This window comes from Shinella sp. NM-101 (assembly GCF_021401195.1).
In the GTDB taxonomy this organism is placed as follows: Bacteria; Pseudomonadota; Alphaproteobacteria; order Rhizobiales; family Rhizobiaceae; genus Shinella.
The window spans coordinates 55,174-69,259 of record NZ_JACBFT010000004.1; the positions used below are offsets into that span (position 1 = coordinate 55,174).

Genomic DNA, 14,086 nt, shown 5'->3' on the forward strand with positions numbered 1-14,086 from the left:
CGGCGGGCAGGGCTCGCCTGCGTTGTAGGATAATCAGACAATCACCCCTGCGTCGCGTCCGCCGGCGGGTTGTCGCGCAGGTAGGCGAGGGCGACCTTGGCGGCCATGTCGATATGGTGCTTGCAGGCGGCCGCGGCGCGTGGCCCGTTTCGCTGGAGGATCGCGTCGGCGATCTCCTTGATCTCGGCGATGCTGTGGCGAAGGCGGCCCGGCTGGGTCATGGTGGTCATGCGCAAGAGGTTGATCCGGTTGTGCAGCGACGTCAGCATCTGGCGCACGAACACGTTCTTGCTGCCGTCCATGAGACAGTCGTAGAAGGCGTTCTTCGCCTCGATCAGCCGGCTTCCCACGCCGCTTTCGGCCGCGGCCTCGAACTCGGTGACCGCCGCCTGCAGCGTGGCCATGTCCTCATAGGTGCCGTTCTCGGCAAACTGCTGGCCTGCGAAGCTTTCCAGCAATGCGCGCACCGTATAGAGCTGCGCCGCCTCGTCATAGGTGATGGTGCTGACGACGGGGCCCTTGTGCGGGTAGCTGGTGATCAGCCCTTCCGCCTCGAGCTGCCGCAGCGCCTCGCGAACGGAGGTCCGCCCGACGCCGATCATTTCGCAGAGCTCGCGCTCGACGAGCCTTTGGCCGGGTTTGAAACGGCCATTGGCGATGGCCTGCCTGATCCTGTCTTCCACCTGTATCCGCAGTGACGCGCTCTGTCGTGCAATCTGCAGTTCCGAATCTGCCATTGTCAGTCCTGTGTCGTTGTCGCCCCATACTAATCAGCCTTGCCGATCGAATTCAAGCGAAGCGGTACGATTGTCTGATTCAAAGCTAATGCGAGTCGCCGGCCGGTGCAAGGCCGTCACAAATGCGCGGTTGCGGGCGTCCGCATGGCGGAAAAACTCGGCAGGTTTGTATGATGCTGTTTTTGCGGCAATAATCGAGATTTCGTGACACAAAAGCCGCTTCGTGCCTGCTGATTTCACGGCTGTGACCTCGGGAGGAGGGGGTATCGGCTCAAATTTTTCTTTGACAGTTTGTCAGACAATCTGCTAATCAGAATTCCAGCAGCAGGGAGGACTGGTTTTGATGCAGACGGCAGCGCGTATCGCCTTTATCGGGCTTGGACAGATGGGTTTGCCGATGGCGACCAATCTGCTGAAGGCCGGCTACGAGGTTGCCGGCTTCGACCTGTCCGCGGACGCCCTGCAGAAACTGGTAGACGAGGGCGGTCAGGCCGCGAAGAGCGCCGCCGATGCCATGGCGGGCAGCGACGTCGTCATCACCATGCTGTCCAACGGCAAGGTCGTCCGCAATGTCCTCACCGAGGGCGAGGCCTACCGCCAGGCGCCGAAGGGCGCGCTTCTTCTTGAAATGAGTTCTTCCGCGCCGGAGGAAACCCGATCGCTGGCGCAGGCCGTTTCCGGTCATCTGCGCGTGGTGGATGCCCCGGTATCGGGCGGCGTCAAGCGCGCCGTCGATGGCACGCTCGCGGTCATGGCAGGCGGCGCCGACGCCGATTTCTCGGCTGCCAGGCCGGTGCTCGAAGCCATGTCGGCCAGGATCTTCCATTGCGGCCCGGTCGGTGCCGGCCATGCGATGAAGGCGATCAACAACTATGTTTCGGGCGCCGGCGTCATCGCGGCCGTGGAGGCCGTCCTGCTGGGCAATGCCTTCGGGCTGGACGAGGCGAAGGTCGTCGAGGTGCTCAACGCATCCAGCGGAAAGAACAACGCCACGGAGGTCAAGATGAACCAGTTCATCCTCTCCGGCACCTTCGGTTCGGGCTTTGCGCTCGGGCTGATGGCGAAGGACATCCGCACCGCGGCCAATCTTTCGGTTTCTCTCGGGCTCAGTCAGCAGGGGCTGACGCAGACCGCCGATCTCTGGGACGATGCGGCGCGCACGCTCGGCGGCGCCGTCGATCACACCCGCTTCTACGATTATCTCAAAAGGCAGGTCGGCTAGCTTCGGCCAGCCGGAAAACACCTAAACGGAGGAACAGGCATGCCAAACGGGGCGGGCGATGATCGCCACTTCGAAGGGGAAGGCGCGCGCGAACGCAGCGAAGCGTTCGACCGCGGTCTGAAGACGCGGCGCGAGGTGCTGGGAGATTCCTACGTGGATGCCTCCCTGGACAAGGCCACCGCCTTCAGCTGGCCGATGCAGAAGCTGGTCACCGAATATTGCTGGGACGAGATCTGGAACCGCCCGGGCCTCGGCCGCCGCGAGCGATCGATCCTCAACCTCGGCATGATCTCGGCCCTCAACCGCCAGCACGAGCTTCGCACCCATGTCCGCGGTGCGCTGAACAACGGCCTCAGCCGCGACGAGATCACCGAAATCTTCCTTCAGGTCGCCATCTATTGCGGCGTGCCGGCGGCGATCGACAGCTTCAGAAGCGCCCAGCAGGTTCTCGACGAGCTGAGCGAATAAGCGAAGAGGGAGGAGACCATCATGAAGAGAATCGACAGATCGGCATTCGCCGAGATCGCGCGCGGCGACTTCGAGTTCACCCACGAGACCCGCTACCTGACCGGCGTCATCCGCCTTGATTTCGGCGGCGAGTCCTGGGCGCTCAGCTTCGCCAATGGTGCGCTCGCGGGCATCACCGACGGCACGCTCGTGCCGGATGCGGAAGCCAACATCATCGTCGGCGGAGGCGCCGACCAGTGGCATGAGCTCCTGCAGTCGAAGCCGCGTCCCTTCTACCAGTGCATCCAGTCGGCCGCCGTCAAGCACGGCATGAGGATCAACGTCGCCAACGAGACCTTCGCCTACCTGCCCGCACTCAACCGCATGACGACGCTGCTGCGCCAGCTTTACAACGGGAAGGCTTGATCATGACCAGGCACGATCCGATCACGGGACGCTACGTCTATCTCACCGTCGAGGGCATCGAGTACCGCGTGTATTACGAGGAGGCCGGCTCCGGCATTCCGTTGATCGTCGGTCACACGGCAGGCTCCGATGGCCGCCAGTACCGCCACATGCTCTGCGACGAGGCGGTCACCTCGCGCTTCCGCGTCATCGCCTTCGATCTTCCCTACCACGGCAAGTCGCTGCCGCCATACGGCGTCAACTGGTGGGAACAGGAATACAACATGACCAAGAGCCGGATGATGGCGTTTCCGAACGCCCTGTCCGATGCCCTCGGGCTCGACCGGCCGGTCTACATGGGAAGCTCGATGGGCGGGCATCTGGCGGTCGACCTCGCCTCCAACCACCCGGATCGCTATCGCGCGACGATTGCCGTGGAGGGCGCGCTGCGCTCGGCCGTCGAATATGTCGATGTCGGCATGGCCGGCATCCGCAAGGAATTCGACAACCCCAACGTCAACCGCACGTCGATCGGCGCCGCGATGATGCTGAACATCTCGCCCTATTCGCCGGAGAAGAACGTCCGCGAGATACAGTGGGAATACAGTTGCGGCGGGCCCGGCATCTTCGCCGGCGACCTTTATTACTACTATTACGATCACAACATGTCCGACGACGAGGCGCGTGCGATCGATACGTCGAAATGCATGCTCTACATGCTGACGGGCGAATACGACCCCAATACATCGCCGAAGGAGACCGAAGCGCTCGCCAAGCTGGTGAAGGGCTCGAAGTTCTGGGCGATGAAGGATCTCGGCCATTTCCCCGTCACCGAGGACTACACGAAGTTCCGCGAGTATCTGCTGCCGATCCTGGAAGAGGTTCAGTCCAGGACATAGAGGGTTCTAGAGGAGGAGAAAGTAACATGAAGATGAAATCCCTGGCTGCGGCGGTGTCCGTCGCGGCAATGATGACGGCTGCCAGCGCGCAGGCCGACGGGCTTGACACGCTGCCGGAGAATATCCGCAGCGTCTACAGCATGGTCGACAGCCAGATCCCGGTCGGCGCATCGCCGCTGGCGAACTTCAAGGCCAAGAAGGGCCCGCCGTGGAAGATCGGCTATGCCTCGACCTATGCCGGCAACACCTGGCAGGCCACGGCGCTCGACGAGATCGTCAACAAGCTTGCCCCGGCAGCCAAGGAGGCCGGCCTCGTTTCGGAACTCGTCGTCACGCAAGCCGACTTCAAGGATGCCGTGCAGATCCAGCAGATGCGCCAGATGATCGACAACGATGTCGATGCGATCATCATCTGCTGCTCGAACGTCACGGCCTTCAACCCGACCATCGAATATGCCTGGTCCAAGGGCGTCGCGGTGTTCGCCTATTCCGGCTACACGACCTCGCCGTATTCGATCAACGTCGCCGCCAACCACATGCAGGGCGGCTTCGACATGGCCAAATGGCTGGCCGACGAGATGGGCGGCAAGGGCAATGTCGTCCTCGTCTCCGGCGTTCCCGGCACGGCCTCGTCCGACGCCTTCGATTCCGGCGCCAAGAAGGCGCTGGAGGACTATCCGGATATCAAGATCATCGGCGAAGTGGCCGGGAAGTGGACCGACCAGGTCGCCCAGACCGAGCTGCAGAAGTTCCTGGCGATCAACCCGGCCAAGGTCGATGGCATTCTGACCCAGGCGGCGCAGGAAAACGGCGTCCTGAACGCCATGCTGCAATCCGGCCGTCCGATGGTGCCGATCACGCTCGGCGGCGAGGCATCGGCCGCCTGCTACTGGCGCAAGAACCCGGATTGGATTTCCAAGTCCTTCCACATCTGGCCGCCGGCCCGCGAAATGGATCAGGTCTGGGATGTCATGCTGCGCACGCTGGGCGGCGAGGGCCCGAAGATCCAGTCCATGCTGCGGCCGGTGCTGCCCTACACGATCGAAGACGTGAAGGCGGCGCTGCCGGAAGACTGCGACCTCAACTCCACCGACTGGGTGCAGCCGACGGCGGATGCCTGGTGGCCGAAGGATGTCGCCACGCAGTTCTTCGCCAACCCGAAGTAACCGGACCGCGCGACCGGGCCTTCAGGCAGGCCCGGTCGTCCTGTCGCGGCCACAGATGAACTGGAGCAAGCATGGCGGGCACGATTTCAATCCGTTTGCGCAACGTTTCGAAGCGCTTCGGGGAAACCCGCGCCCTGACGGATTGCGACTTCGAAGCCTGCAAGGGCGAAGTCCACGCGATCGTCGGGGAGAACGGCAGCGGCAAGAGCACGCTGGCGAAGATCATTTCCGGCGTCCTTGTGCCGGACAGCGGTGACTGCCAGGTGCTCGGCGCCAGCATCGCGACGCCGCGCCAGGCGCGCGACCGCGGCGTCGCGACGATCTTCCAGGAAGTGCTGATCGCCGACGAGGCGAGCGTCCTCGACAATCTCTATGTCGGCAGCGAAGGGCTGGTCGGCACCGGCAAGAGCCGCAGCCGCAAGCTGCGCGAGGCCGGCGAGATCATGACGCGCTGCGTCGGGGATGCCGTCGATCTCGATGCGCGCGCCGGCGGCCTGCCGCTGAGCGTGCGCCAGTGGATCGTCATCGTCCGCGCCATCCTGCGGTCGCCGGACGTGCTCATCTTCGACGAATCCTCCGCCGCGCTCGACCTTGAGGCGACCCAGCGTCTGTTTGCCGAAATCACCCGCCTTCGCGACGCGGGCAAGACCATCCTGCTGGTGACGCACCGCATTGCCGAGCTTGTCAGCATCGCCGACCGCGCCACGATCCTGCGCGACGGCAAGGCCGTCGGCGTGCTTCACCGCGAGGAGATCACCGAAGCCCGGCTTCTGGAAATGATGACGCAGGCCGGCCGCACGCTGAGCGCCGCGCCGACCGTGCGCCTGCGCGACAATGCCGAGGACAAGCCCATCATCCTCGCCAGGGACATCCGCATGTCCGAAGCGGCGGCGCCCTTCGACTTTTCGCTGCAGCCCGGAACCATCGTCGGGCTGGCAGGCCTCGACGGGCACGGGCAGGAGCACTTCGCCCGCATCCTCGCCGGGATCCTGCAGCCGTCCTCCGGCGCCGTCTCGTGCCGCAGCCGCGACGGCGGGATGGAAAGCATCGACGGCCTTCAGGCTGCCTGGCGAAACCATATTTCCTGGGTGTCGGGGGACCGCAAGCGCGAGGGCATCTTCCCGCAGCTCAGCATCTTCGACAATTTCGCCCTCGGGATCTATCGCCGCAAGCTCGGCGCCTTCGGGACGATCGATGCCGGACGCGCGCGCTCCCTGTTCGAGGACGAGGCGCGGCGTCTCTCCATCCGCATGGGCTCGTCCGGCAACCGCATCACCTCGCTGTCCGGCGGCAACCAGCAGAAGGTGCTGATCGCCCGGGCCTTCGCCGACACGCCGCGCGTGATCGTCCTCAATGACCCGGCGCGCGGTGTCGACATCGGCACCAAGCGCGACCTTTACCGGGAATTGCAGCGCTTTGCCGAGAGCGGCGGTGCCGTCGTCTACCTCTCCAGCGAGATCGAGGAGTTCTTCGGCTTTGCCCATCGCGTCGATGTCTTCGTCAACGGGTCGCTGTTCCGGTCGCTGAGCGGCGACGACATCGAGGAGCGGGAAATCCTCGGCGCCATGTTCGGGCAGCCGCCAGGGGCCCATGTCGAACTCGAAGCAGCACATGAGGTGGCACAATGACAGCGGCCAAGGCCTTCCAGAAACTCGGGTCGCTTGCCGTCCCCCTCACGCTCGTCGTCGTGCTGCTCGCGATCGCCGCGATCCGCTCGCCGAACCTGTTCACGCCGTCCGGCATCGGCAACGGCATCCTCGTCGCGGCGCCGCTGTTCTTCGCGACCATGGCGCTCACGCCCATCGTCATGTCCGGGCGAGGGGCGGTGGACCTGTCGATCGGCCCGCTGATCGGCTTCCTCAACGTGACGCTGATTACCTGGCTGTCGGCCAGGGGCATCACGCATCCGGTCCTGTTCATCGGCTGGGCCCTTTTCGCCGGCGCGCTGTGGCAGGTCCTGCTGGCGCTGATCGTCATCTATGTCCGCATCGCGCCGATCATCGTCTCGCTGTCCGGCTACCTGGTCCTGAGCGGCGTCAACCTGATGATCATGTCGCGGCCGGGCGGCGTGGCGCCCGACTGGATCATGAACTGGGGCGCCGCCAGTGCCGCACAGGTGATCTCGCCGATCTTCCTGCTCGCGCTGGTCGCCTTCGTGGCCTGGGTCGCGATCACCCGCACGGGCTTCCATCGCCAGTTGCGCATGGTCGGCTCCGACGAACGCATGGCCTACACGGCCGGCATCAATGTCGATCTCGTCCGCCTGATCGCCTTTGCCATCGGCGGCATGTTCGCGGGCCTGGCGGCGCTGAGCTATACCGCCCTCATCGCCTCCGGCGATCCGACCCAGGGCTCGACCTACACGCTGCAGGCGGTCACCGCACTGGTGCTAGGTGGCGCGAGCCTGTCCGGCGGGCGTGGCGGCGCGATCGGCGCGGCTCTCGGCGCGGTCAACATGTTCCTCATCAACTACCTCCTGGGAACGTTCAATTTCGGCTCGCTGTCGGGCTACGTCACCCAGATGGCCTTCGGAGCGATCCTCGCATGTTCTCTTCTGGTGAACCTCTTCACGTCTCCGTCCGCGAGCAAGGCATGAGGAAGGACATGGACAAGACCGCCGACACCACGCTTTCCCCGGGCCGCTCCGCCGCCGGCATCCGCGTGCAGAGATCGCTCGCCATCGGCGCCGGCCTCCTGGCCGTGCTTGCCGTCGCCGGTGCCGTGCTGGTGCCGGGCTTCGTCTCGATGCAGAACGCCCGATCGATCCTGCTGCTCGCCTCGTTCCTCGGGATTGCCTCGCTGGGGCAGACGCTCTGCGCGCTGCTCGGCGCGCTCGACCTGTCGATACCCTTTGTCATCGGTTCGGCGAATATCCTGCTGCCGAGCCTGCTGGTGTCCGGCCTGCCGCCGGCGGTGGCGATCGCGCTGATCCTCCTGCTCGGTGCGCTGGTCGGCGCGGTCAACGGGTTGATGAGCTTCAGGATCCAGGGGCAGGCGCTGATCATGTCGCTCGCCGTCGGCTTCGCCGTGGTCGGCGCGACGCAGATCTATACGACGCTCGGCTCCATCTATGCCGGGACGGTCTTCGCCACCATTCCCGACTGGCTGCGCAACCTCGCCGCCTTCAACGGCACCACCCTCGGCATTCCCATGCCCCCGGTGATCCTGATCTGGGCCATCCTGGCGGCCGTCGTGATCCTTGCCATGCACCGCACCTGGTTCGGCCGCGGCATCTATGCGCTCGGCGGAAGCCGTGTCGCGGCGGCGCGGCTGCAGATCTCCGAGCGCAAGCTCTGGGTCGCCGTCCATGCGATTTCGGGCGTGGCCTCGGTCTCGGCCGGCATGCTGCTGCTCGGCTTTTCCGGCGGCGGTTTCGTCGGCGTCGGCGATCCCTACCTCTTCACCACGGTCGCGGCGGTCGTCATCGGCGGCACGTCGCTGCTCGGCGGCGCCGGTGGCTATGGCGCCACCGTTCTCGGCGTGCTGGTCCTGACCGTGCTGACCTCGATCCTGGTCGGCCTCGGCCTGAGCTTTGCCTCGCAGCAGGCCGTGGTCGGCCTGCTGATCATTCCGATGGTGGCGATCTACGCCCGCGCCCCGCACATCCGCAACCAAATCTGAGACCTGCAGACATGATAGCGCAATCCCTTCTCTCCCGCCTCTCCGACCCGACGCTTGTCCGCGAGCAGGCCCTGCTTGCCGGCGACTGGGTGACGTCGGCCAGCGGCGAGACGATCGACGTCAGGAACCCCTCGACCGGCGAGGTCCTGGCGCAGGTGCCGGACATGGGCCTTGAGGAAATCCGTGCCGCGATCACGGCTGCGGACAGGGCCCAGAAATCCTGGGCGCTGGCGACCGGCAAGGAGCGCGCCGTAATCCTGCGCCGCTGGTACGATCTCGTGATGGCGAACCAGAAGGACCTCGCCACCATCCTGACCGCCGAAATGGGCAAGCCTTTTGCCGAGGCCATGGGCGAGGTGGCCTATGGCGCGGGCTATATCGAATGGTTCGGCGAAGAGGCCAAGCGCATCTATGGCGACACCATCCCCGGCCATCATCGCGACAAGCGCATCATCGTGCTGAAGCAGCCGGTCGGCGTCGTCGCGGCGATCACGCCGTGGAATTTTCCCTCGGCCATGGTGGCGCGCAAGTTCGCGCCGGCGCTTGCCGCCGGATGCTCGATGGTGTTCAAGCCGGCCGCGGAAACGCCGCTTTCGGCGCTCGCCCTTGCAACGCTCGCCGAGCGGGCAGGGCTGCCGAAGGGCCTGCTCAGCGTGCTGCCGACCAAACGTTCGCGCGAGTTCGGCACCGAGGTCTGCACCAACCCGATCATCAAGAAGCTGACCTTCACCGGTTCGACGGAAGTCGGCCGCATCCTGATGGCGCAGGGCGCGCAGAAAATCCTCAAGCTCAGCCTCGAACTCGGCGGCAATGCGCCCTTCATCGTGTTCGACGACGCCGATGTCGATGCGGCGGTCGAGGGTGCGCTCCAGTCGAAGTTCCGCAACAACGGACAGACCTGCGTCTGCGCCAACCGCCTCTATGTCCAGTCGGGCATCCACGACGAATTCGTCCGCCGCTTCGGCAAGGCCGTGTCGGCGATGAAGGTCGGCGACGGCTTCGAAGAGACGACCGAGCTCGGCCCGCTGATCAACGAGGCGGCCATGGTGAAGCTGAAGGACCATATCGACGACGCGGTGGCCAAGGGCGCCAGCATCGTCACAGGCGGCCAGCCCCATCCCCTCGGCAGGACCTTCGTTGCGCCGACGATCGTCACCGGCGTGACGTCAGGGATGAAGGTCGCGCGCGAGGAGACCTTCGCACCGCTTGCGCCGGTCTTCCGCTTCGACGACGTGGAGGAGGTGATCGCGCTTGCCAACGACACCGAGTTCGGGCTCGCCTCCTATTTCTACGCCAATGACCTGAAACAGGTCTGGAAAGTGGCCGAGGCGCTTGAATACGGCATGGTCGGCGTCAATACGGGCCTGATCTCGACCGAGGTCGCCCCCTTCGGCGGCGTCAAGCAATCGGGCTTCGGCCGCGAGGGTTCGAAATACGGTCTCGACGATTTCCTGTCGCTGAAATACGTCTGCCTCGGGGGAATTTCCTGATCGCCCGGCGCCGCGTCACGCCGGATCATTTTTGAAAGAAGGTCGCGGCTTCACCGGAAGCTGCGGGGAGGAAAATCATGGCTACTGACAGCGAAGACGTCTTCGATTACATCATCGTGGGGGCAGGAACCTCGGGCTGCGTCCTGACCGAGCGCCTGAGCGCCGCCGGTCATTCCGTCTGCACCCTGGAGGCCGGGCCGCGGGACACCAATCCGCTGATCCACATCCCGGCCGGCTACATCAAGAACATCTATTCCAGGACGCTGACCTGGAATTTCCAGTCGGAGCCCGGTCCGGGCGTCAACAACCGCTCGTTCTCGCTGCCGCAGGGCCGCGTCCTCGGCGGGTCGAGTTCGATCAACGGGCTGAACTACGTGCGCGGCCAGTCGGTCGACTACGACAACTGGGCCGCGGCCGGCAATCCGGGCTGGAGCTACCAGGATGTCCTGCCCTATTTCCGGCGCTCCGAGCGGCGGCTCGGAAACCCGGATCCGAAATATCGCGGCACGGAAGGCGAACTGCCGATCTCGGATCTTGACTGGCACAACCCGGTCAGCGACGCGCTGGTCGCTGCCGCGGTGGCGATCGGCATTCCCCGCAATCCCGACCACAACGGCGCGACGCAGGAAGGCGTCGGCTTCTTCCAGCGCACGATCCATCGCGGCAAGCGCGTCAGTGCCGCCAGGGCTTTCCTGTCCAAGGCGAAGCGCCGCCCGAACGTTTCGATCCGTACCCATGCGCAGTGCACGTCGATCGTCATCGAGAACGGCGTTGCGCGCGGGGTGCGCTATATCCAGGGTGGACCGGGCGGCACGTCGCGGACGGTCCGCGCCCGCCGCGAGGTGCTGCTGACGGCCGGGGCGCTCAACACGCCGAAGCTGCTGCAGCTTTCCGGGCTCGGGCCGGCCGACGTGCTGAGGGCGGCCGGCATCGAGGTGTTGCGCGACATCCAGGGCGTCGGCGCCAATCTGCGCGATCACTACGCGGTGCGCATGGTGTCGAGAATTCACGGGGCGCCGACGATCAATGCCAAGGTCCAGGGGCCGGCGCTTGCCGTGCAGGTCGCCCGCTGGCTGGTCGGGCTGCCGAGCCCGCTCGCCATCAGCCCGTCGCTCGTCCACATCTTCACCCGTTCCGACCCGTCGCTCGACCGGCCGGACCTCGAATTCGCCTGCGCGCCGGCCAGCTTCCGGGAGGGTGTTGTCGGCCTTCTCGACAAGCATCCGGGCCTGACGCTCGGCGTCTGGCAGGAGCGGCCGGAAAGCCTCGGCCATGTCCGGGTCAAGAGCAGCGATGTCTTCCAGGCGCCGTCGATCCAGCCGAACTACCTGACGGACGAGCGCGACCAGAAGGCGCTTCTCGGCGGCATGCGCATCGCGCGAAAGCTGTTCCGCGCGCCGCCGCTGGCAAGGTATGTCGAGGCCGAGACGTCCCCGAAGCCGGAGCTGGAAGGCGATGATGAACTTCTCGCCTTTGCCCGCGAGAAGGGAACGACCGTCTACCACATGATCGGCACCGCCCGCATGGGGCCCAGGGATCGGCCGGACAGCGTGGTCGATCATGAACTGAGGTTCCACGGCATCGAGAACCTGCGTGTCTGCGACGCCTCGATCATGCCATCCATGCCCTCGGCCAACACCAATGCCTCGACGCTGATGATCGCCGAGAAGGCGGCCGACATGATCCTCGGCCGGCAGGCATCGCCATGACGGCCGCCGACCGGCACGGCGAGGCAACGCGCCTTTATGTCACCGAGGCGCAGCGGGTGTTCGACGCCCTGCACGAGGTCGCGACGCGGCTCGCAGGGCTACTGATGTCGCTGGAAATGCTCAAGTCGCGGCATGTTCTGGATGTCGAAAGCCGCGTTGCCGCAAGGGCGAGGCTGGAGAGCGCGCAGGCCGCGTATCGGCGGCTCCGGCCGCCGGCGGTCGCGGCGCATTTCCATCATCACCTCACCGATGCCCTCGGCAAGCTCACGGCATCGCTGGACCATATCGACGGCCGGTTGGCGGGACTGGTTGCGGCGGGAGATCCGCTGCCGTCCCTGCGCTCGGCCTGGCGCGACATGGAAGCGGCATCGCGTGCGATGCCCGGCTTCGAGACCGTCGATTTTCAACAATCTTGCTGTGCCCTGCACATCAAGCCGGCTAACAGCGGAGGACGACATGGCCGAATATTCAATCTGGATTCTTAATTTCGCGGAGGTGCCGGATGCGGCGACGAGCTCGCTCATCTTCGGCCGCCACAATGCCGGCACGCAGGTGCTGCCCTACGCCTACACGCTGCTGAAGGGGCACGGCAAGACGATCCTGCTCGATTGCGGCCTGAACGCGGAATCGCACGGCAAGGCCTTCGTCGAAAAGTTCAACGTGCAGAAATGGGCGCATCCGAAAGACGTGCTCGGCGAAATCGGCGTCACGCCGGAGGAGATCGACTACGTCATCCTGACCCATGCGCATTTCGACCACATGGGTGGCCTGTCGCTGTTCCCGAACGCGACGTTCATGATCCAGTCGGAGGAACTGGCGGCCTGGGTCAAGATCATGGCCATGGACCGCAAGTTCCGCTGGCTGATGGGCGCGACCGATCCGAACGACATGATGGAGGCCGTGCAGCTCGCGCGGGAAGGCCGCCTGCTCGGCATCGACGGCGACGCCGACGACATCCTGCCGGGCATCGACCTGCGCGTCGCGCCTGATACGCATACGGCCCACTCGCAATATGTCGTCGTGCGCAATGACGGAAAGGCCGTCAGCGAGGATTGCTACATCTATACGGGCGACCTCATCTACCGGCACGACAACATTCACGGCGGCACGCCGGACGATCCCTTCTACGTGGCCAACGGATTGTCCTACGGCAGCAACACCAAGCTGCTGCTGGTGACCGACGAGATCATGAAGACCGTCGGCAACGACATACGCCGTGTCCTTATCCCGCACGACCAGAAGATGGCCGAGCTCTATCCGTCACGGACAACAAAGCGTGGCCACTATCTGGTCGAGGTCGCGCTTGCCAATGGAGACGCATCGCGCGTCTGAAATATGCCTCGCAAGGGCGGGAAGTCGCGCAGGCGTGCGGATCCGTGAAGCTTGGCGGCAGTCAGCCGGGAGGGAGGGATGCCCCTCCGCCCGCTGCGCTGCCGCCTTGCCTGTGTTGCCGCAAGCATCATCCGCGCAGGTTCGATCCGCGTCGTCGATCCGGCAGGACAGGTCGGCGGTTCCGGCGCTCTCGGCGCCGAAGCAATTCCCCAAATTATCAGGCGGGAGGAGGGGCGTCGCGGTCGCGGCGGCCCTACGCTCCCAACAGACCTCGTAGCGTTCGTGACGCGTTGAGCAGATGCTCGCACGCCGCCTTGCGGGCGCCCTGGGCATCGCGTCGTGCGATTGCGGATGCGACGGCGTATTGATCGGCGCCGCGCGTGTCGGAGATGGTGAAGCTCTGGTTGCAGAAATACCAGATGCGCAGGGAAAGATTGAAGTAGAGGTTGGCCGAGGATTCCAGGAAGGGATTGCGCGCGGCCAGGAAAATCTGCCGATGGAAAGCGGCGTCCAGATCCGTGACGCCGGCATTGTCGGTCGTCGTCTTGATCTCTTCCGCAAGATGCAGGAGCTTGTTGCGCTCGGCTTCGGTGGCGCGCTCGGCGGCCAGTTGCGCGCTGAGCCCCTCGATTTCGAGGCGCACCTCGGTCAGCCAGCGCTCGTCCCCGATATTGATGTCCGCGGCGAAGGTTCCGCGCCGGGGGTAGATCGATACAAGGTGCTCATAGGAAAGCCGGCGAACGGCATTGCGGATCGGTGTGAGGCCGACACCGAACTCCTCGCTGAGCCGATCCTCGGCCAACGGCGCTCCCGGCGGGATCTCCACCCGCACGATCCGATCCCTGAGACGCTCGTAGGCGAGGTCGGACAGGCCGGGGCTCTCGGCGGGCATGCGTGAAATTTCTATGGTCATGGTAGTCGCATAGCGCAAAACAACCTGGTTTTCCAGAGTTTCGCGCCCGCTCGCACGAGAAAAATGCAGCGCCCCGCATCGACGCGCCAAAACAGTTGCTTGACGGCAAATCGCGATTGTGCCTAGATATGACTACTGAAATTTC

At 64.9% G+C, this 14,086-nt stretch carries 15 protein-coding genes; 12 read left to right on the plus strand and 3 right to left on the minus strand.

Annotated features, from left to right (window positions below; all coding sequences use genetic code 11):
• Positions 1-41: 41 nt before the first annotated feature.
• Both L0976_RS09655 and L0976_RS09660 read right to left on the minus strand, forming a co-directional pair.
• Positions 42-737 carry a GntR family transcriptional regulator gene (locus L0976_RS09655; protein WP_203320107.1) on the minus strand — a complete coding sequence of 232 codons (696 nt, stop codon included), beginning with the start codon at positions 735-737 and terminating at the stop codon, positions 42-44.
• 33 nt (positions 738-770) lie between these two features.
• Positions 771-977, minus strand: coding sequence for a hypothetical protein (locus L0976_RS09660; RefSeq protein WP_234187107.1), 207 nt, complete (start codon positions 975-977; stop codon positions 771-773).
• A 103-nt stretch (positions 978-1,080) separates the two neighbouring features.
• Between L0976_RS09660 and L0976_RS09665 the strand changes: the two genes are divergently transcribed.
• From L0976_RS09665 to L0976_RS09720, 12 genes are all read left to right on the plus strand, one after another.
• Positions 1,081-1,959, plus strand: coding sequence for an NAD(P)-dependent oxidoreductase (locus tag L0976_RS09665; RefSeq protein ID WP_234187108.1), 879 nt, complete (start codon positions 1,081-1,083; stop codon positions 1,957-1,959).
• Between the two features lie 39 nt (positions 1,960-1,998).
• Entirely contained in the window at positions 1,999-2,427 is a 429-nt protein-coding gene (locus L0976_RS09670; protein WP_203320109.1) for a carboxymuconolactone decarboxylase family protein, read from the plus strand.
• 21 nt (positions 2,428-2,448) lie between these two features.
• Positions 2,449-2,832 (plus strand): hypothetical protein, encoded by a 384-nt coding sequence (locus tag L0976_RS09675; protein WP_203320110.1) that lies wholly within the window; start codon positions 2,449-2,451, stop codon positions 2,830-2,832.
• Positions 2,833-2,834: 2 nt separating this feature from the next.
• The gene (locus tag L0976_RS09680) at positions 2,835-3,710 is read left to right on the plus strand and encodes an alpha/beta fold hydrolase (RefSeq protein ID WP_234187109.1); all 876 of its coding nucleotides are present in this window, start codon (positions 2,835-2,837) and stop codon (positions 3,708-3,710) included.
• 32 nt (positions 3,711-3,742) lie between these two features.
• Entirely contained in the window at positions 3,743-4,876 is a 1,134-nt protein-coding gene (locus L0976_RS09685) for an ABC transporter substrate-binding protein (protein ID WP_370577114.1), read from the plus strand.
• A gap of 71 nt (positions 4,877-4,947) precedes the next feature.
• Entirely contained in the window at positions 4,948-6,504 is a 1,557-nt protein-coding gene (locus L0976_RS09690) for a sugar ABC transporter ATP-binding protein (RefSeq protein ID WP_234187110.1), read from the plus strand.
• Positions 6,501-7,472 carry an ABC transporter permease gene (locus L0976_RS09695; protein ID WP_234187111.1) on the plus strand — a complete coding sequence of 324 codons (972 nt, stop codon included), beginning with the start codon at positions 6,501-6,503 and terminating at the stop codon, positions 7,470-7,472. The genes L0976_RS09690 and L0976_RS09695 overlap by 4 nt, the downstream gene beginning before the upstream one ends.
• Before the next feature lie 8 nt (positions 7,473-7,480).
• Positions 7,481-8,497, plus strand: a complete 1,017-nt coding sequence (locus tag L0976_RS09700; RefSeq protein WP_203320115.1) for an ABC transporter permease — start codon at positions 7,481-7,483, stop codon at positions 8,495-8,497.
• Positions 8,498-8,508: 11 nt separating this feature from the next.
• Positions 8,509-9,987, plus strand: coding sequence for an NAD-dependent succinate-semialdehyde dehydrogenase (locus L0976_RS09705; protein WP_234187112.1), 1,479 nt, complete (start codon positions 8,509-8,511; stop codon positions 9,985-9,987).
• Between the two features lie 77 nt (positions 9,988-10,064).
• Positions 10,065-11,696, plus strand: a complete 1,632-nt coding sequence (locus L0976_RS09710; RefSeq protein WP_234187113.1) for a GMC family oxidoreductase — start codon at positions 10,065-10,067, stop codon at positions 11,694-11,696.
• On the plus strand, positions 11,693-12,181 hold the full coding sequence (locus tag L0976_RS09715) for a hypothetical protein (protein ID WP_234187114.1): 489 nt from the start codon (positions 11,693-11,695) through the stop codon (positions 12,179-12,181). The genes L0976_RS09710 and L0976_RS09715 overlap by 4 nt, the downstream gene beginning before the upstream one ends.
• The gene (locus L0976_RS09720) at positions 12,153-13,028 is read left to right on the plus strand and encodes an N-acyl homoserine lactonase family protein (RefSeq protein WP_234187115.1); all 876 of its coding nucleotides are present in this window, start codon (positions 12,153-12,155) and stop codon (positions 13,026-13,028) included. The genes L0976_RS09715 and L0976_RS09720 overlap by 29 nt, the downstream gene beginning before the upstream one ends.
• A gap of 253 nt (positions 13,029-13,281) precedes the next feature.
• Here the strand turns inward: L0976_RS09720 and L0976_RS09725 are convergent, their stop codons facing one another.
• Entirely contained in the window at positions 13,282-14,031 is a 750-nt protein-coding gene (locus tag L0976_RS09725; protein ID WP_234187116.1) for a GntR family transcriptional regulator, read from the minus strand.
• Positions 14,032-14,086 lie beyond the last annotated feature (55 nt).